At 56.6% G+C, this 18,521-nt stretch carries 19 protein-coding genes; 12 read left to right on the top strand and 7 right to left on the bottom strand.

Going from position 1 to position 18,521, the window contains the following annotated elements:
* Positions 1 to 55 precede the first annotated feature (55 nt).
* Complete coding sequence (hemF, locus tag F3J31_RS05755; protein ID WP_167211841.1) at positions 56 to 955, bottom strand: oxygen-dependent coproporphyrinogen oxidase; 900 nt, start codon at positions 953 to 955, stop codon at positions 56 to 58.
* Complete coding sequence (gene amiA, locus F3J31_RS05750) at positions 955 to 1,830, bottom strand: N-acetylmuramoyl-L-alanine amidase AmiA (RefSeq protein WP_045325904.1); 876 nt, start codon at positions 1,828 to 1,830, stop codon at positions 955 to 957. Before amiA ends, hemF begins: the two co-directional genes overlap by 1 nt.
* Positions 1,831 to 2,042: 212 nt before the next feature.
* Here amiA and F3J31_RS05745 point away from each other — a divergent pair, with 212 nt between their 5' ends.
* From F3J31_RS05745 to pdxK, 10 genes are all read left to right on the top strand, one after another.
* Positions 2,043 to 2,468 carry a GNAT family acetyltransferase gene (locus F3J31_RS05745; RefSeq protein ID WP_008501614.1) on the top strand — a complete coding sequence of 142 codons (426 nt, stop codon included), beginning with the start codon at positions 2,043 to 2,045 and terminating at the stop codon, positions 2,466 to 2,468.
* A complete protein-coding gene (locus F3J31_RS05740) occupies positions 2,455 to 2,904 on the top strand; it encodes a DUF2919 domain-containing protein (protein WP_048226167.1) in 450 nt (149 codons plus the stop codon). The genes F3J31_RS05745 and F3J31_RS05740 overlap by 14 nt, the downstream gene beginning before the upstream one ends.
* A 63-nt stretch (positions 2,905 to 2,967) precedes the next feature.
* Positions 2,968 to 3,543 (top strand): RpoE-regulated lipoprotein, encoded by a 576-nt coding sequence (locus F3J31_RS05735; protein ID WP_126534718.1) that lies wholly within the window; start codon positions 2,968 to 2,970, stop codon positions 3,541 to 3,543.
* A gap of 92 nt (positions 3,544 to 3,635) precedes the next feature.
* Positions 3,636 to 4,535, top strand: coding sequence for a Dyp-type peroxidase (locus F3J31_RS05730; protein WP_048226164.1), 900 nt, complete (start codon positions 3,636 to 3,638; stop codon positions 4,533 to 4,535).
* Positions 4,536 to 4,710: 175 nt separating this feature from the next.
* Complete coding sequence (cysP, locus tag F3J31_RS05725) at positions 4,711 to 5,724, top strand: thiosulfate/sulfate ABC transporter substrate-binding protein CysP (RefSeq protein ID WP_167211839.1); 1,014 nt, start codon at positions 4,711 to 4,713, stop codon at positions 5,722 to 5,724.
* The gene (gene cysT / locus F3J31_RS05720; RefSeq protein WP_004123378.1) at positions 5,724 to 6,557 is read left to right on the top strand and encodes a sulfate/thiosulfate ABC transporter permease CysT; all 834 of its coding nucleotides are present in this window, start codon (positions 5,724 to 5,726) and stop codon (positions 6,555 to 6,557) included. Before cysP ends, cysT begins: the two co-directional genes overlap by 1 nt.
* Positions 6,557 to 7,432 (top strand): sulfate/thiosulfate ABC transporter permease CysW, encoded by an 876-nt coding sequence (cysW, locus tag F3J31_RS05715; protein WP_045909450.1) that lies wholly within the window; start codon positions 6,557 to 6,559, stop codon positions 7,430 to 7,432. The genes cysT and cysW overlap by 1 nt, the downstream gene beginning before the upstream one ends.
* Positions 7,422 to 8,516, top strand: coding sequence for a sulfate/thiosulfate ABC transporter ATP-binding protein CysA (gene cysA / locus F3J31_RS05710; RefSeq protein ID WP_008501607.1), 1,095 nt, complete (start codon positions 7,422 to 7,424; stop codon positions 8,514 to 8,516). Before cysW ends, cysA begins: the two co-directional genes overlap by 11 nt.
* 113 nt (positions 8,517 to 8,629) lie before the next feature.
* The gene (gene cysM / locus F3J31_RS05705; protein WP_167211835.1) at positions 8,630 to 9,541 is read left to right on the top strand and encodes a cysteine synthase CysM; all 912 of its coding nucleotides are present in this window, start codon (positions 8,630 to 8,632) and stop codon (positions 9,539 to 9,541) included.
* Between the two features lie 5 nt (positions 9,542 to 9,546).
* Entirely contained in the window at positions 9,547 to 10,383 is an 837-nt protein-coding gene (pdxK, locus tag F3J31_RS05700) for a pyridoxine/pyridoxal/pyridoxamine kinase (RefSeq protein WP_167211833.1), read from the top strand.
* A 44-nt stretch (positions 10,384 to 10,427) separates the two neighbouring features.
* Here the strand turns inward: pdxK and crr are convergent, their stop codons facing one another.
* From crr to cysZ, 5 genes are all read right to left on the bottom strand, one after another.
* Positions 10,428 to 10,937, bottom strand: coding sequence for a PTS glucose transporter subunit IIA (crr, locus tag F3J31_RS05695; protein WP_003861316.1), 510 nt, complete (start codon positions 10,935 to 10,937; stop codon positions 10,428 to 10,430).
* A 40-nt stretch (positions 10,938 to 10,977) separates the two neighbouring features.
* The gene (gene ptsI, locus F3J31_RS05690; RefSeq protein WP_023332954.1) at positions 10,978 to 12,705 is read right to left on the bottom strand and encodes a phosphoenolpyruvate-protein phosphotransferase PtsI; all 1,728 of its coding nucleotides are present in this window, start codon (positions 12,703 to 12,705) and stop codon (positions 10,978 to 10,980) included.
* Between the two features lie 44 nt (positions 12,706 to 12,749).
* Positions 12,750 to 13,007 (bottom strand): phosphocarrier protein Hpr, encoded by a 258-nt coding sequence (gene ptsH / locus F3J31_RS05685; protein ID WP_045909449.1) that lies wholly within the window; start codon positions 13,005 to 13,007, stop codon positions 12,750 to 12,752.
* 317 nt (positions 13,008 to 13,324) lie between these two features.
* Complete coding sequence (cysK, locus tag F3J31_RS05675) at positions 13,325 to 14,296, bottom strand: cysteine synthase A (RefSeq protein WP_045909448.1); 972 nt, start codon at positions 14,294 to 14,296, stop codon at positions 13,325 to 13,327.
* A gap of 163 nt (positions 14,297 to 14,459) precedes the next feature.
* Positions 14,460 to 15,221, bottom strand: coding sequence for a sulfate transporter CysZ (gene cysZ, locus F3J31_RS05670; RefSeq protein WP_048226154.1), 762 nt, complete (start codon positions 15,219 to 15,221; stop codon positions 14,460 to 14,462).
* 230 nt (positions 15,222 to 15,451) lie between these two features.
* Between cysZ and zipA the strand changes: the two genes are divergently transcribed.
* On the top strand, positions 15,452 to 16,435 hold the full coding sequence (gene zipA, locus F3J31_RS05665; protein WP_048226152.1) for a cell division protein ZipA: 984 nt from the start codon (positions 15,452 to 15,454) through the stop codon (positions 16,433 to 16,435).
* Between the two features lie 69 nt (positions 16,436 to 16,504).
* Entirely contained in the window at positions 16,505 to 18,520 is a 2,016-nt protein-coding gene (gene ligA / locus F3J31_RS05660; protein WP_048226150.1) for an NAD-dependent DNA ligase LigA, read from the top strand.
* The last annotated feature ends 1 nt before the right edge of the window (position 18,521 follow it).

Raw genomic sequence — 18,521 nt, 5'->3', positions numbered from 1 at the left:
CACCGAGCCGTCTTTCACCCTCTCCCCTATGGGGAGAGGGCCGGGGTGAGGGGAGTTACACCCAATCCCGCACTTGAATAAACCCTTTTAAGGCAGCCTCCGGGCTGCCTTCTTTTGGCTCGTAGCAGTACTCCCAGCGCACCAGCGGCGGCATCGACATCAGAATCGACTCCGTGCGCCCGCCGGTCTGCAGGCCGAACAGCGTCCCGCGATCCCACACCAGGTTGAACTCCACGTAGCGCCCGCGGCGGTAGAGCTGGAACTCACGCTCGCGCACGCCGTAGTCGGTGTTTTTACGGCGTTCGACGATGGGCAGATAGGCGTCGGTATAGCCTTCACCCACCGCGCGCATAAAGCTGAACGCGGTATTAAAATCAGGCGTGTTGAGGTCGTCAAAGAACAGCCCGCCGATGCCGCGTTGCTCGTCGCGGTGCTTCAGGTAAAAGTAGTCGTCGCACCACTTTTTATATTTCGGGTAAACGTCTTCGCCAAACGGCAGACAAAGGTCCCGCGCGGTGGTGTGCCAGTGCACGGCATCCTCTTCGAAGCCGTAGTAGGGCGTCATGTCGAAACCGCCGCCAAACCACCAGACCGGATCGGCTCCCGGCTTTTCGGCAATGAAAAAGCGCACGTTGGCGTGGCTGGTCGGCACAAACGGGTTGTGCGGATGCACCACCAGCGAGACGCCCATCGCTTCGAAGCTGCGGCCTGCAAGCTCAGGACGATGTGCCGTCGCAGACGCGGGCATGGCGTCGCCATGAACGTGGGAAAAATTCACCCCGGCCTGTTCAAAGATGCCGCCGTTACGCAGCACGCGGCTGCGTCCGCCACCACCGGCCTCGCGCTGCCAGGTATCTTCCTGAAATTCTCCGCCGTCTGCGGCGGCCAGTTTCTGGCAAATCTCATCCTGCAACTGCAGCAGGAACGTTTTGACCAGTTGAGCATTGGGTTTCATCAACGTTTCCGGGAGTGCGCTTTTTGGTTATCGAACCAGTTGAAGTAACTGATAATGCCGGAAGCGATGGCGTTGGCAATCTTCTGACGAAACGCCGCGGTGCCGAGGAGTCGCTCCTCTTCCGGGTTGGTAATGAACGAAGTTTCCACCAGTACGGACGGGATGGACGGTGATTTCAGCACCACGAACGCCGCCTGCTCGGTGCCTTTACTGTGCAGTCGATGCACCGGCTTAATCTTTTTCAGAATATGCGAGCCGAGCGTCAGGCTGTTTTTGATCGTATCCGTCTGCACGAGGTCGAACAGCACCTGCTGTAGCAGGTGGTCCTTGTCAGTGGCTTTCTTCCCGGCGACTTCATCCGCCCGGTTTTCGCGATCGGAGAGGTATTTCGCCATGGCGCTACTGGCGCCGCGGTTGGAAAGCGCAAACACCGAGGCGCCGGCGGCTGACGGGTTGGTAAAGCCGTCGGCGTGAATCGACATAAACAGATCCGCCCCGTGCTGGTGGGCGATCTCTACGCGGTCATACAGCGGAATAAAGGTGTCGCCAGAGCGCGTCAGGCGGGCGTCAATGCCGTTGCTGCGTAAAATCGCCCGCACATTTTTTGCAATCGCCAGCACGACGTGTTTTTCTTTCGACCCGTTTTTGCCGATGGCGCCGGTATCAATACCGCCGTGGCCCGGGTCGAGCATCACCAGACGCTTCGCGCCCGGCTTTTTCGTTTTCGGTTTGCTGTGTCCGTTACTGGTTTTGAGCGTGCTCTCGTCTTTCGCCTGAGCCTGCTTTGCGATGCCCGTTAACGTTAAGGCCGCCAGCCCCGCTTTGAGAACCTGACGACGCGATGTGAGTGCTTTTAATGGTTTGAATGTGCTCATGCGGCCTGAATACTAAAAAATGGGGTCCTGGTGTTATATCGTATCGCGTTTAGCGTTACGACAGTCCATAGTGAGAATTGTTTTACTTTTCATTTCAATACGTGACAAAGTGACATTATGCCAAATTTTGGCGAGATTTTCCCCGGTTATTGGCTAAAGGCGTGGTTCGCGCCATAATCACTGTTTTTAAACCCGAAAAGGCGGTTAATACCATGGAGATACGCGTTTTTCGCCAGGAAGATTTCGAAGAGGTGATCACCCTTTGGGAGCGCTGCGATCTGCTGCGTCCGTGGAACGATCCGGAAATGGATATCGAACGTAAGGTGAATCACGACGTCAGTCTGTTTCTGGTCGCGGAAGTCAATGGCGAGGTCGTGGGGACGGTCATGGGCGGTTACGACGGCCATCGCGGCTCGGCCTATTATCTGGGCGTGCACCCGGAATACCGTGGTCGTGGCATCGCCAATGCGCTGCTCAACCGGCTCGAGAAGAAGCTGATCGCCCGCGGCTGTCCGAAAATCCAGATCATGGTGCGGGAAGATAACGACGTGGTGCTGGGTATGTATGAACGCCTGGGCTACGTTCACGCTGACGTGCTGAATTTAGGAAAGCGTCTCATCGAAGATGAAGAGTACTGAGATCCATCCGGCAGACTATGACGCGCAGGGGCGCGTCAGGCTGCCCTTTTTATTCTGGTGCGTTCTGCTGCTCCAGGCCCGGACCTGGGTGCTTTTTGTGATGGCCGCCGCGTCGCGCGGGCAGGGCGACACGCTGCTGACGCTCTTTTATCCCGATCACGATGCCTTCTGGCTCGGCTTGCTGCCGGGCGTACCGGCGGTGGTGGCTTTCTTATGCAGCGGCCGACGGCATGCGATCCCGCGTTTGTGGCGCGCGCTTCGCGGGCTGCTGATCCTTGCCCAGATTGCGCTGCTCTTCTGGCAGCCGGTACTCTGGTGGTACGGTGAACCGCTGACGGGCATCGGCGTTGCGCTGGTGGTTGCCGATATTGTGGCGCTGCTGTGGCTGCTGACCAACCCGCGACTTCGCGCCTGTTTTGCGCCGCAGGATGATTAATTCGGCACTTTTTGCCGATGCCGTACTCCAACAAGCGTTGATTTAACACGTAAGGACGTTTCAATGAAATCGCTGCGTTTACTCTTATGCGCTCTCCCGCTGGCATTGACCGGCTGTTCGACGCTCTCCTCCATTAACTGGTCCGCTGCGTATCCGTGGAACTGGTTTGGCTCATCAACGGAAGTGACCGAGCAGGGCGTGGGGAAAATTACCGCCGCGACGGCGCTGGATCAGAATGCTATTCAGGATGCGCTCAGCAGCGATTACCGCCTGCGCAGCGGCATGAAAACAGAGAATGGCAATATTGTTCGCTATTACGAAGCGCTGAAGGGCGATAAGCTGGCACTGGTGATCAACGGTGACAAAGGCACGGTAAACCGGATTGCCGTCATGGATGAAGATATTCCGACCGCCAGCGGCGTGAAGGTCGGGACCCCGTTTAGCGATCTTTATAAGCAGGCCTTTGGCAACTGCTCCAGCGCGCCGTCCGACGATGAAGTGGCGGTGGAGTGTAAGGCGGAAGGCAGCCAGCACATCAGCTATGTTTTTACCGGCACCTGGAGCGGTCCGGAAGGGTTGATGCCGTCTGACGACACGCTGAAGAGCTGGAAGGTGAGCAAAATACTCTGGAAGCAGTAATTTGCGTCTGAACAAACCGCCTCGCTGAAATCCGGGTATAATAGCCGCCATCAATGCCACGCTGACGTGGCATCTTTATTTCAGGAGGAGCGATGTCTCAGGTTCAGAGTGGCATTTTGCCAGAACATTGCCGCGCGGCGATTTGGATTGAAGCCAATGTCAAAGGGGACGTGGATGCCCTGCGTGCGGCCAGCAAAGCGTTTATTGATAAACTGGCGACCTTCCAGGCCAAATTCCCGGAAGCCCACCTCGGCGCCGTCGTTGCGTTTGGCAATAACGTCTGGCGTCAGCTGAGCGGCGGCGAAGGGGCGGAAGAGCTGAAAGACTTCATCCCTTACGGCAAAGGCCTGGCTCCGGCGACCCAGTACGACGTGCTGATCCACATTCTTTCTCTTCGTCACGACGTGAACTTCTCCGTTGCCCAGGCGGCGGTGGCGGCCTTTGGCGACAGCATTGAGGTGCAGGAAGAGGTTCACGGTTTCCGCTGGGTCGAAGAGCGCGATCTGAGCGGCTTCGTCGACGGAACGGAAAACCCGGCAGGGGAAGAGACGCGTCGTGAAGTCGCGGTAATCAAAGACGGCGTGGACGCGGGCGGCAGCTACGTGTTCGTGCAGCGCTGGGAGCATAACCTCAAGCAGCTTAACCGCATGAGCGTGCACGACCAGGAGATGATGATTGGCCGTACGAAAGAGGCCAACGAAGAGATCGACGGTGATGACCGTCCGGTCACCTCGCACCTGACCCGCGTTGACCTCAAGGAAGACGGTAAAGGACTGAAGATTGTCCGCCAGAGCCTGCCGTACGGCACGGCAAGCGGCACGCACGGCCTCTACTTCTGCGCCTACTGCGCGCGCCTGTATAATATTGAACAGCAACTGCTGAGCATGTTCGGCGATACCGACGGCAAGCGCGACGCCATGCTGCGCTTCACCAAACCGGTGACCGGCGGCTACTACTTCGCGCCGTCCGTTGAGCGTCTGCTGGCGCTGTAAAACCGCTCTCCATACGTAGGCCGGGTAAGCGTTAGCGCCACCCGGCAATTTTCCCTGCCCCTTATTCCCTTTTCTGCTTCTAAATCACCAAACGGTATATAAAACCGTTACTCCTTTCATCCCCGTTATAAATATTATGACTATAAGATAGTCATCACATTTATAAGGGTGCGCAATGGCCGTTACTGTACTGAAAAAAGGAACTCTGGCGCTGGCAGGTTTACTGCTGGTGGCACAGGCGCAGGCGACTGAACTGTTGAACAGTTCGTATGACGTCTCCCGCGAGCTGTTTGCCGCCCTTAACCCCCCGTTCGAACAGCAGTGGGCGAAAGACAATAACGGCGATAAGCTGACCATCAAGCAGTCCCACGCCGGTTCGTCCAAACAGGCGCTGGCCATTCTCCAGGGGCTGAAAGCGGATGTGGTGACCTACAACCAGGTCACTGACGTGCAGATCCTGCATGACAAAGGCAAGCTCATCCCGGCGGACTGGCAGAGCCGTCTGCCGAACAACAGCTCGCCGTTCTACTCCACCATGGGTTTCCTGGTGCGCAAGGGCAATCCGAAGAATATCCACGACTGGAGCGACCTGGTGCGTTCCGACGTGAAACTGATTTTCCCGAACCCAAAAACCTCCGGTAACGCGCGTTACACTTATTTAGCGGCGTGGGGTGCGGCGGACAAGGCTGACGGTAACGATAAAGCCAAAACCGAGCAGTTCATGACCCAGTTCCTGAAAAACGTCGAAGTGTTTGATACCGGCGGCCGCGGGGCGACCACGACTTTCGCAGAGCGCGGTCTGGGCGATGTGCTGATCAGCTTCGAGTCGGAAGTGAACAACATTCGCAAACAGTATGAAGCGCAGGGCTTTGAGGTGGTTATCCCGAAAACCAACATTCTGGCCGAATTCCCGGTCGCATGGGTGGATAAAAACGTGCAGGCAAACGGTACCGAGAAAGCGGCAAAAGCCTATCTCAACTACCTGTACAGCCCTCAGGCGCAGACCATCATTACCGATTACTACTACCGCGTGAACAACCCGGACGTGATGGATAAGCTGAAAGATAAATTCCCGCAGACCGCGCTGTTCCGCGTGGAAGATCATTTTGGCTCCTGGCCAGACGTGATGAAAACGCATTTTGCCAGTGGCGGTGAGTTAGACAAACTGCTGGCGGCGGGGCATAAGTAATGTTTGCAGTATCGACTAAACGCGTGCTGCCGGGCTTTACCTTAAGCCTCGGGACCAGCCTGCTGTTCGTTTGCCTGATCCTGCTGTTGCCGCTCAGCGCGCTGGTGATGCAGCTTGCGCAGATGAGCTGGGCGCAGTACTGGGACGTGGTCACTAACCCCCAGGTAGTGGCGGCCTATAAGGTGACGCTGCTGTCGGCGTTTGTCGCCTCCATTTTTAACGGCGTGTTCGGCCTGCTGATGGCATGGATTTTAACCCGCTATCGCTTCCCGGGCCGCACGCTGCTTGACGCCCTGATGGATCTGCCGTTTGCGCTGCCGACGGCGGTCGCCGGCTTAACCCTCGCCTCGCTTTTCTCCGTGAACGGGCTGTACGGCGAGTGGCTGGCGAAATTTGACATCAAGGTGACCTATACCTGGCTCGGTATCGCGGTGGCGATGGCCTTTACCAGCATCCCGTTTGTGGTGCGTACCGTGCAGCCGGTGCTGGAAGAGTTAGGTCCGGAATACGAAGAAGCGGCGGAAACGCTGGGCGCCACGCGCTGGCAGAGCTTCCGCAAGGTGGTGCTGCCGGAGTTGTCTCCGGCGCTGATGGCGGGCGTCGCGCTGTCGTTTACCCGCAGCCTTGGCGAGTTCGGCGCGGTGATTTTTATCGCCGGGAACATCGCCTGGAAAACGGAAGTGACCTCGCTGATGATTTTCATTCGCCTGCAGGAGTTTGATTATCCGGCGGCGAGCGCGATTGCTTCGGTGATCCTCGCGGCCTCGCTGCTGCTGCTGTACTCGATTAACACTCTGCAAAGTCGCTTTGGTCGACGTGTGGTAGGTCACTGATGGCGGAAGTTACGCAATTGAAGCGATACGATGCGCCCCGCATCAACTGGGGTAAATGGTTTCTGATTGGGGCGGGCGTGCTGGTGTCCGCCCTCATTCTCGTCGTGCCGACGATTTATATCTTCGTTCAGGCGTTCAGCAAGGGCCTGATGCCCGCGCTGGAAAACCTGGCGAACCCGGATATGCTGCACGCCATCTGGCTGACCGTGCTGATTGCCCTGATTACCGTTCCGGTGAACCTGGTGTTCGGTACCCTGCTGGCGTGGCTGGTGACGCGCTTTAACTTCCCGGGACGTCAGCTGCTGCTGACCCTGCTGGATATTCCGTTTGCCGTGTCGCCTGTGGTGGCCGGTCTGGTGTACCTGCTCTTCTACGGCTCCAACGGCCCGCTGGGCGGCTGGCTGGATGCGCATAACCTGCAGATCATGTTCGCCTGGCCAGGCATGGTGCTGGTTACCATCTTCGTGACCTGTCCGTTCGTGGTGCGTGAGCTGGTGCCGGTGATGTTAAGCCAGGGGAGCAACGAAGACGAAGCGGCGGTGCTGCTGGGGGCTTCAGGCTGGCAAATGTTCCGTCGCGTGACGCTGCCGAACATTCGCTGGGCACTGCTTTACGGCGTGGTGCTGACCAACGCCCGCGCGATTGGCGAGTTCGGTGCTGTTTCCGTTGTTTCCGGATCCATTCGCGGTGAAACCCTGTCGCTGCCGCTCCAGATTGAACTGCTGCAGCAGGACTACAACACCATCGGCGCCTTTACTGCCGCAGCGTTGCTGACGCTGATGGCTATTTTGACCCTGTTTTTGAAGAGTGTGGTGCAGTGGCGTTTAGAAAATCAGGAAAAACGTCTGCATCAGGAGGGAAATCATGAGCATTGAGATTGCCAATATTAAGAAGTCTTTTGGTCGCACCCAGGTGCTGAATGATATCTCGCTGGATATCCCTTCCGGACAAATGGTGGCGCTGCTGGGACCGTCTGGCTCCGGCAAAACCACGCTGCTGCGTATTATCGCCGGACTTGAGCATCAGACCAGCGGGCACATCCGCTTCCACGGTACCGACGTGAGCCGCCTGCACGCCCGCGATCGTAAAGTGGGCTTTGTGTTCCAGCACTACGCGCTGTTCCGCCACATGACCGTGTTTGACAATATTGCGTTTGGCCTCACCGTGCTGCCGCGTCGCGAGCGCCCGGATGCGGCAACCATTAAAGCGAAAGTGACCAAACTGCTGGAGATGGTGCAGCTGGCTCACCTGGCGGATCGTTTCCCGGCCCAGCTGTCCGGCGGGCAGAAGCAGCGCGTGGCGCTGGCGCGCGCGCTGGCCGTTGAGCCGCAAATTCTGCTGCTGGATGAACCCTTTGGCGCGCTGGATGCACAGGTGCGTAAAGAACTGCGCCGCTGGCTGCGTCAGCTCCATGAAGAGCTGAAATTCACCAGCGTCTTTGTGACCCACGACCAGGAAGAGGCGATGGAAGTCGCGGACCGCGTGGTGGTCATGAGTCAGGGCAACATTGAGCAGGTTGACGAGCCGGAACAACTCTGGCGTGAACCGGCGACCCGCTTCGTGCTGGAGTTTATGGGCGAGGTGAACCGTCTGCAGGGCACTATTCGCGGTGGGCAGTTCCACGTCGGCGCGCACCGCTGGCCGCTGGGCTATACCTCCGCCCACCAGGGACCGGTCGATCTGTTCCTGCGTCCGTGGGAAGTGGACGTGAGCCGTCGAACCAGCCTGGATTCACCGCTGCCGGTGCAGGTGCTGGAAGCGAGCCCTAAAGGGCACTATACCCAACTGGTGGTACAGCCGCTGGGCTGGTATACCGAGCCGCTGACGGTGGTCATGCGCGACGACGTCCCGCCGCATCGGGGAGAACGCCTGTTTGTCGGTCTGCAGCATGCCCGTATTTATCACGGCAAGGAACGCATCGAGACGCGCGAGGATATTGCTCTGGCGGAGTCAGCCTGATAGGTTAGGATTACGTAGTTTTGCCGGGTGGCGCTGCGCTTACCCGGCCTACAATATGACGTATGTAGGCCCGGAGCGCTGCGCGCCACCGGGCTTTTTATTGGACAGCGATCATGAATACCTTAGAAAAGACCATCGGCAACACGCCTCTGGTCAAGCTTCAGCGCATGGGGCCAGACAACGGCAGCGAAATCTGGGTCAAACTCGAAGGCAATAACCCGGCGGGGTCGGTGAAAGACCGCGCCGCGCTGTCGATGATTGTCCAGGCCGAAAAGCGTGGTGAAATCAAGCCGGGCGACGTGCTGATTGAAGCCACCAGCGGCAACACGGGTATCGCCCTGGCGATGATTGCGGCGCTGAAAGGCTACCGCATGAAGCTGCTGATGCCGGATAATATGAGCCAGGAGCGCCGCGCCGCGATGCGTGCCTACGGAGCCGAGCTGATTCTGGTGACCAAAGAGCAGGGGATGGAAGGCGCGCGCGACCTGGCGTTAGAAATGGCCGAGCGCGGTGAAGGTAAACTGCTCGATCAGTTTAATAACCCGGACAACCCGTACGCGCACTACACCACCACCGGCCCAGAAATCTGGCAGCAAACCGACGGGCGAATCACCCATTTTGTCTCCAGCATGGGCACCACCGGCACCATTACCGGGGTATCGCGTTTTCTGCGCGAGCAGGATAAAGCCGTCACCATTGTCGGCCTGCAGCCGGAAGAGGGGAGCAGCATTCCGGGCATTCGTCGCTGGCCGGCGGAGTATATGCCCGGCATCTTTAATGCGCAGCTTGTGGATCAGGTGCTGGATCTTCACCAGCGCGAGGCGGAAAATACCATGCGTGAGCTGGCCGTGCGCGAAGGCATCTTCTGCGGCGTCAGCTCGGGCGGCGCGGTAGCGGGCGCGATTCGGGTGGCGCAGGCAAATCCGGGCGCGGTGGTGGTGGCGATTATTTGCGATCGCGGCGATCGCTATCTGTCTACCGGCGTCTTTGGTGAAGAGAGTTATTCGCAGGGGGCGGGAATTTAAGCGTCATGGAGATGATTCTATTCCGGGATAACACCCGGGCGCAGCAAACCGATATTGTCGCGGTGCAGTCGCAGGTGGTGTATGGCAGCGTGGGAAACAGCATCGCGGTGCCGAATATTCGAACCCACAGGCTGAACGTCACCGCCGTGCCAACGGTACTGTTCAGCAACACGCCACACTATGACACGTTCTACGGCGGCGTGATCCCCGATGAGTGGTTCAGCGGCTACCTGAAGGCGCTGGAAGAGCGCGAGATCCTGCGCGAGCTTAAGGCGGTCACTACCGGCTATATGGGAAATGCCAGCCAAATCGCCCTGCTGGCGCAGTGGCTGAAGGCGGTCAAAGCGCAGCATCCTGACCTGCTGGTGCTGGTCGACCCGGTTATCGGCGATATCGACAGCGGAATGTACGTGAAGCCCGAGATCCCCGAGGCGTATCGGGAGCACCTGCTGCCGCTGGCGCAGGGGATTACGCCAAACGTCTATGAGCTGGGAGTGCTAAGCGGCAAACCGTGCCGCACGCCGGAAAGCGCCATCGCGGCGGCACAGGGACTGCTCTCTGACAGCCTGAAATGGGTGGCGATCACCAGCGCGCCGGTCGCTGACGACCCGCAAAACATCCACGTGGTGCTGGTCACCCGCGAGGGCGTTACCGTTAGCGCGCATCCGCGGGTAGAAACCGATCTGAAAGGGACGGGCGATCTGTTCTGTTCAGAGCTGGTGAGCGGCATTGTTGAGGGGAAAACCGTTGCCGATGCCATTCGCATGGCTGGCGATCGGGTGACGGACGTGATGCTCTATACCCAGTCGAAAGGCTACGACGAGCTTATCCTGCCGGCATAAACAAAAATGGCGCCCGAAGGCGCCATTTTACTGTGCGGCAAGAATTACTTCTTGATGCGGATAACCGGGGTTTCACCCACGGTGACGCTGCCAGACAGTTTGATCAGTTCTTTGATTTCGTCCATGTTGGAGATAACAACCGGAGTCAGGGTAGACTTGGCTTTTTCTTCCAGCAGTGGCAGATCGAATTCAATCACCGGGTCGCCAACTTTAACACGCTGGCCTTCTTCCGCGATACGTTTGAAGCCTTCGCCTTTCAGTTCAACGGTGTCGATACCGAAGTGAACGAACAGTTCGATACCGCTATCAGATTCGATAGAGAACGCATGGTTGGTTTCAAAAATTTTACCGATGGTGCCGTCAACTGGAGCAACCATTTTGTTGCCAGTTGGTTTGATAGCAATGCCATCACCAACGATTTTCTCAGCAAACACTACATCCGGCACGTCTTCGATGTTGACGATCTCGCCGGAGAGCGGAGCAACAATCTCAATAGTTCCGGAGTCTTTCTTATCATCAGAAACCAGAGATTTCAGTTTATCGAACAAACCCATGATCTTCTCCTAAGCAGTAATTTGGGCCGCATCTCGTGGATTAGCAGATTGTTTTTTCTTCAATGAACTTGTTAACCAGCGTCATTAACTCGTCCGTTGTCGGTTGAGCAAGAGCCTGCTCTGCTAACACCTTCGCATCTTCGAAGTTCGTGTTACGGATAATCTTCTTAATGCGCGGGATGGAAATGGCGCTCATAGAGAATTCGTCCAGACCCATACCCAGCAACAGAAGTGTAGCACGTTCGTCGCCTGCAAGCTCACCACACATGCCAGTCCATTTACCTTCTGCATGAGAAGCATCAATAACTTGCTTGATCAAGTTCAGTACGGACGGTGACATTGGCTGGTAGAGATGTGAAATCATATCATTACCACGGTCAACTGCCAGGGTGTACTGCGTTAAATCATTGGTACCGATACTAAAGAAATCAACTTCTTTGGCTAAATGACGCGCAATGGTCGCCGCCGCTGGTGTTTCCACCATCACGCCGATCTCGATTGACTCGTCAAACGCTTTACCTTCGTCGCGCAGTTCCTGTTTGTAGATTTCGATCTCTTTCTTCAGTGCACGCACTTCTTCAACAGAGATGATCATTGGGAACATGATGCGCAGCTTACCGAACGCAGAGGCACGCAGGATCGCGCGAACCTGGTCACGCAGGATCTCTTTACGATCCATTGCGATACGGATTGCACGCCAGCCCAGGAACGGGTTCTCTTCTTTCGGGAAGTTCATGTACGGCAGCTCTTTGTCGCCACCGATGTCCATGGTACGGACGATAACCGCCTGAGAGCCACACGCTTCAGCCACGGCTTTATACGCGGCAAACTGCTCTTCTTCTGTAGGCAGCGCGTCGCGGTCCATGAACAGGAATTCAGTACGATAGAGACCGACGCCTTCCGCACCGTTGCGCTCAGCGCCATCAACGTCGCGGACGGTACCGATGTTTGCGCACACTTCAACCTGATGGCCGTCCAGGGTGATGGCTGGCAGGTCTTTCAGCTTAGCGAGTTCCGCTTTTTCAGTCGCAACCTGCTCCTGAACCGCGCGCAGTTTATCGATCTCTTCATTGGTTGGGTTGACGTAAACGAGATTGTTTACGGCATCCAGAATCAGATAGTCGCCGTTTTTCACCTGAGAGGTGACGCTACCGGTACCCACGATGGCAGGCAGTTCCAGAGAACGCGCCATGATAGAGGTGTGGGAGGTACGGCCACCCGCGTCGGTGATGAAACCGAGGACCTTTTTCAGGTTCAGCTGTGCGGTTTCAGACGGGGTGAGGTCAGCAGCAACCAGGATCACTTCATCCTGAATTGCGCTCAGGTCGATAATGGCCAGACCCAGGATGTTGCGCAGCAGGCGCTTACCGATGTCACGTACGTCAGCCGCACGCTCTTTCAGGTATTCATCATCCAGTTCTTCCAGGGCAGTTGCCTGACCTTCGATAACTTCATGCGCAGCCGCGTCGGCCGTCATGCCTTTATCTTTAATCAGGGCTATGATTTCCTGCTCCAGCTCCTCATCTTCGAGCAGCATGATGTGCCCTTCGAAGATAGCTTCTTTTTCTTCACCGAAAGTTTCGCCAGCTTTAGTTTTGATTGCTTCCAGTTGCGCAGATGCCTTGGCACGACCGCTCAGAAAACGTTCAACTTCCTGATCAACCTTGTCGGCAGAAATTTTTTTCCGGTCGATGACGATCTCGTCTTCTTTCAGCAGCAGTGCTTTGCCGAAAGCGATACCCGGGGATGCTAAAATGCCTGAAATCATAACCCTACCTTACTTGTGACTGATATTTAAAAGAACCCGGAAACTTACTCGAGCTCAGCCATCAGTTTTACCAGATGCTCAACTGCTTTCTGCTCGTCTTCACCTTCCGCAGAGATGGTGACAACGGTGCCCTGAGTCAGGCCCAGAGTCTGCAGTTTGAACAGGCTTTTTGCGCTCGCGCTTTTGCCGTTGGAAGTCACAGTGATTTCAGAAGAAAAGCCTTTTGCTTCTTTAACAAACTGAGCAGCAGGGCGGGTGTGCAGACCGTTCGGAGCGGTAATGGTAACTTCTTGCTGGAACATTGTATTTCCCCAACTTATAGGTTTAGTGTTGTGGAACTAAAGTCTAGCCTGGCGACTGAACTTTAGCCTGTATTGTTAGCGCTGACGTTTCGATCGTCATTAAACATTATGCAGCGAAAGCAAGACTTGAACCAAATCATAAAATCGATTCAGCAAGGCTATTTCGTTCGCTGATTAATTTCACGCATCAAAATAATTGCTGGTTTAAATACCAGACCCTTCGGGGTGAAGCAATGCCAGGAGGGGTAAAAGTTTGAAGCAGGCCACAAAAAAGCACCTGAAAAGGTGCTTTTTTACGCGTTATTAACATGCTGGCACTACTGTTGCAGCTCTTTTTCAGTGAAGAGATCGGCAAACAGCGCGGTGCTCAAGTAACGCTCACCCGAGGAAGGAAGGATAACCACAATATTCTTATTGGTAAAGGCTTCATCTTCCTGAAGCTTGAGCGCTGCCGCAACGGCCGCACCGGAAGAGATACCCGCCAGAATACCTTCTTCATCCATCAGGCGACGCGCGGTAGAGATGGCTTCTTCGTTCGTAATGGTGATCACTTTATCGATCAGCTTCAGATCCAGGTTGCCCGGAATGAAGCCTGCGCCAATACCCTGAATTTTGTGCGGGCCGGGTTTGAGTTCTTCCCCCGCCAGCGCCTGGGTGATAACCGGTGAGTCAGTCGGCTCAACGGCAACGGTAATCAGATCTTTTTTACCCTTCGTGCCTTTAATATAGCGTGACACGCCGGTCAGCGTACCGCCGGTACCCACGCCGGAGATAAAGACGTCAACCTGGCCGTCAGTATCTTCCCAGATTTCCGGGCCGGTGGTCTTCTCGTGAATTTCCGGGTTTGCGGGGTTGCTGAACTGCTGCAGCAGCAGGTATTTCGCCGGATCGCTGGCCACAATCTCTTCGGCTTTCTGAATGGCACCTTTCATGCCCTTCGCGCCTTCGGTCAGCACCAGGTTCGCGCCCAGCGCTTTCAGCAGCTTACGACGCTCGATGCTCATGGTTTCAGGCATGGTCAGCGTCAGCTTATAGCCGCGCGCGGCAGCAACATAGGCCAGAGCGATCCCGGTATTGCCGCTGGTCGGTTCCACCAGCTCAACGCCAGGCTTCAGTACGCCACGTTTTTCAGCATCCCAAATCATGTTTGCACCGATGCGGCATTTTACGCTGAAGCTCGGGTTACGTGATTCGACCTTCGCCAGGATGCGTCCATTACCGATACGGTTCAGTCGAACCAGGGGCGTATGACCGATAGTCAGCGAGTTGTCTTCATAAATCTTACTCATGGCCTGTCCTTAACTGTATGAAATTGGGATACCGACCCAGCATACCTGCTAAGCAGGTAGGGGGAAGTAAGGAATTCGCATATCTATATACTGCAAGGAAATAATGGGGATCAGTATGGAATAAGGGGCGGCATAAGCCACCCCTGCTTTACACATTTTTGCATTATTTCCATAACGCGTGCTTAGCACGGTAGCAGTCCACCCACATTGCCGTCGCGCCGCAAACGGCAACCGGCATGATGAACAGATTCAGGAAGGGGATCATGGTAAACAGGCTGGTCAGCGCACCAAACTGCATATTGGCAACCTTCTGGCTGCGCAGGGCGGTTCGCATCTCTTTAAACGGTACCTTGTGGTTGTCGAACGGATAGTCGCAGTACTGGATGGCCAGCATCCAGGCGCTAAAGAGGAACCACAGCACCGGTGCCACCGTCTGGCCAATGCCGGGCACAAAATAGAGGATAAGCAGCACAATCGCGCGGGGCAGGTACCAGGCAAACTTCTGCCATTCACGCTTCATAATGCGAGGGAGGTCTTTCATGATCCCCCATATGCCCGTGTCCGGCGGTGTTGCGCCAGTAAGGCGCGCTTCCAGCTGTTCCGCCAGCAAACCGTTAAACGGTGCGGCTATCCAGTTGGCAATCGTCGAGAAGAAGTAGCCAAACACCAGCAGCACGGAGATCACCGCCACCGGCCAGAGCAGGTAGTTAAGCCACTGCAGCCAGTTTGGCACATGGCTCATCAGCGACGGGATCCAGCTCTCCAGTTTTGTGAACAGCCACCAGAACGCGCCGCCCATCAGAATTATGTTGATCAACAGCGGCAGGATGACGAAGCGTCGAATACCCGGCAGGGAGACCAGTTTCCAGCCCTGAGAAAAATACCAGACGCCGCTGCGCGGGGGGGAAGAAGATGTTGAAACCATAGCCAGGCTGTACTCCTTTTTACACAACCAGTGGAATTGCCCGCCTATATTATCCACTTACGGACCAATGACCAGTTCGGAAATGTTCGAAAAACCAGCAAAAAGCACGATTTCCTTCATCTTTATGCTGTGAATGCTCTGCACACACTTGCACTTGACGTAAACGGCAAATACTCTTAGTGAGTAAATGTTTGCCGTGGTGGCAAGGTGTTAGAACAACAGAGAATATAATGATGCAGGATTTGCGTCTGATATTAATCATTGTTGGCGCGATCGCCATAATCGCTTTACTGGTTCATGGTTTCTGGACCAGCCGTAAAGAGCGTTCCTCGATGTTTCGCGATCGCCCACTGAAGCGCATGAAGTCCAGTCGTGACGACGATGACAGTGAAGATGACATCGATGGAAGCGACGACGACGGCGTGGGTGAAGTTCGTGTTCATCGGGTCAATACTGCGCCCGGCGTAGGCCATGGGGAGCATGAAGCGCCTCGTCCTTCGCAGCACCAGTATCAACCGCCGTATGCTTCTGCACAGCCGCGCCAGCCAGCGCCGCAGCCTGTGGAAGAACCGGTGCGCCAGCCGCCGCAACAGCCTGTCTATCAGCAGCCTGCTGCGCCACAGCCGGTTCAACAGCAACCGGTGCAGCAGCCCGTGCAACAGCAGCCTGCACAGCCGGTACCACAACCGCAGCAGCCTGTTCATGTTCAACCTGCGCCGCAGCCCGCGCCAGCCCCGCACGTTGAGCCTGAGCCCGTAGCAGAGCCAGAACCGGTTGTTGAAAAACCGCAGCGTAAAGAAGCGGTGATCATCATGAACGTGGCCGCGCATCACGGTAGCCATCTCAACGGTGACGTTCTGCTCAACAGTATTCAACAGGCAGGCTTCAAGTTTGGCGATATGAACATTTTCCATCGTCACCTGAGTCCTGACGGTAGCGGCCCGGCGTTGTTCAGCCTGGCCAACATGGTTAACCCAGGTACCTTTGATCCGGACATGACCGGTGATTTCGTTACGCCTGGCGTCACTATCTTTATGCAGGTGCCGTCTTACGGCGACGAACTGCAAAACTTTAAGCTGATGCTGCAGTCCGCTCAGCATATCGCTGACGAAGTCGGTGGTGTGGTGCTCGACGATCAGCGTCGAATGATGACCCCGCAGAAACTGCGCGAGTATCAGGACCGCATCCGCGAAGTTAAGGAAGCTAACGCGTAATCGCCGCGTTGACTTCAACTCCTCCTCAACCCCCGCATGTCGGGGGTTTTTTCTCATTGATGGTGTGATATGGACTCAATCGAACAACAACTCACTGAACTGCGAACCACGCTTCGCCATCATGAATATCTCTATCATGTTATGGACGCACCGGAAGTCCCGGATGCGGAGTATGACCGCCTGATGCGTGAGCTGCGGGAATTAGAGGCGCAGCATCCAGAACTCATCACGCCGGATTCCCCCACCCAGCGCGTCGGCGCAGAGCCGCTGGGGGCCTTCAGCCAGGTGCGGCATGAAGTGCCAATGCTGTCGCTGGATAACGTCTTCGATGAAGAGAGCTTCCTCGCGTTTAACAAGCGCGTGCAGGATCGCCTGAAAAGCAGCGACGCGCTCACCTGGTGCTGCGAGTTGAAGCTGGATGGCCTCGCCGTCAGCCTTCTCTATGAAAACGGCGTGCTGGTGCGTGCCGCGACGCGTGGCGACGGCACGACGGGTGAAGACATCACCACTAACGTGCGTACCATCCGCGCGATCCCGCTGAAGCTTCAGGGTGACAACATTCCTGCGCGTCTGGAAGTGCGCGGCGAGGTGTTCCTGCCGCAGGCGGGCTTCGAGAAAATTAACGAAGAGGCGCGTCGCACCGGCGGGAAAGTGTTTGCTAACCCGCGTAATGCGGCGGCGGGCTCGCTGCGTCAGCTTGACCCGCGCATCACTGCGAAGCGACCACTTACTTTCTTCTGCTACGGTGTCGGTATTCTGGAGGGCGGCGAGCTGCCGGATACCCATCTCGGGCGTCTGCTGCAGTTTAAGGCGTGGGGACTGCCGGTGAGCAACCGCGTTCAGCTCTGCGACTCGCCAGAAGCGGTACTGGCGTTCTACCACAAGGTGGAAGAGGATCGTCCGACGCTCGGCTTTGATATTGATGGCGTGGTCATCAAGGTGAATTCACTGGCGCTGCAGGAGCAGCTGGGCTTCGTGGCGCGCGCGCCGCGCTGGGCGGTGGCGTTTAAGTTCCCTGCTCAGGAGCAAATGACCTTCGTCCGCGACGTGGAGTTCCAGGTGGGACGTACGGGAGCCATTACGCCGGTCGCCCGTCTGGAGCCGGTGCAGGTGGCGGGCGTGCTGGTGAGTAACGCTACGCTGCATAACGCCGATGAAATCGACCGCCTGGGCCTGCGTATTGGTGACAAAGTGGTGATTCGCCGCGCGGGGGACGTGATCCCGCAGGTGGTTAACGTTGTGGAGTCAGAACGTCCTGACGATACGCGCGAGGTTGTCTTCCCAACCCATTGCCCGGTGTGTGGCTCGGACGTTGAGCGTGTGGAAGGTGAAGCCGTGGCGCGCTGTACGGGGGGCTTAATCTGTGGCGCACAGCGTAAAGAGTCACTGAAGCACTTCGTTTCCCGTCGCGCAATGGACGTGGACGGCATGGGCGACAAGATTATCGATCAGCTGGTTGAGAAAGAGTATGTCCACACGCCAGCGGACCTCTTCAGGCTGACCGCAGGTAAACTGACCGGTCTGGACCGCATGGGGCCAAAGTCAGCCCAGAACGTGGTTAACGCGCTGGAAGCCGCCAAAGAGACCACCTTCGCCCGCTTCCTGTACGCGCTGGGCATTCGTGAAGTGGGTGAAGCCACGGCTGCGGGGCTGGCGGCATACTTTGGTACGCTGGAGGCGCTGGAAAAGGCGAGCATCGAGGAGCTGCAGAAAGTCCCGGATGTCGGCATCGTCGTTGCCACGCACGTCTTTAACTTCTTTGCCGAAGAGAGTAACCGTAACGTCATCGGCGAACTGCTGGGAGAGGGCATTAAATGGCCCGCGCCGGTGGTGGTCAATGCTGAAGAGATCGACAGCCCGTTCGCCGGTAAAACGGTGGTGCTCACCGGCAGCCTGAGCCAGCTTTCACGCGACGATGCTAAAGCCCGTCTGGTGGCGCTGGGGGCCAAAGTGGCGGGCAGCGTGTCGAAGAAAACCGACCTGGTGATTGCCGGAGAAGCGGCGGGTTCGAAGCTGGCGAAAGCCCAGGAGCTCGGCATTGAGGTTATCGACGAAGCGGAAATGATGCGTCTGTTAGGAGAGTAAC

Origin of the sequence: Enterobacter sp. Acro-832, assembly GCF_011752745.1 — a bacterium.
Classification (GTDB): Bacteria; Pseudomonadota; Gammaproteobacteria; order Enterobacterales; family Enterobacteriaceae; genus Enterobacter; species Enterobacter quasiroggenkampii.
The sequence above is the reverse complement of the archived record's forward strand: the minus strand, read 5'-3'. Positions and strand labels throughout refer to the sequence as shown.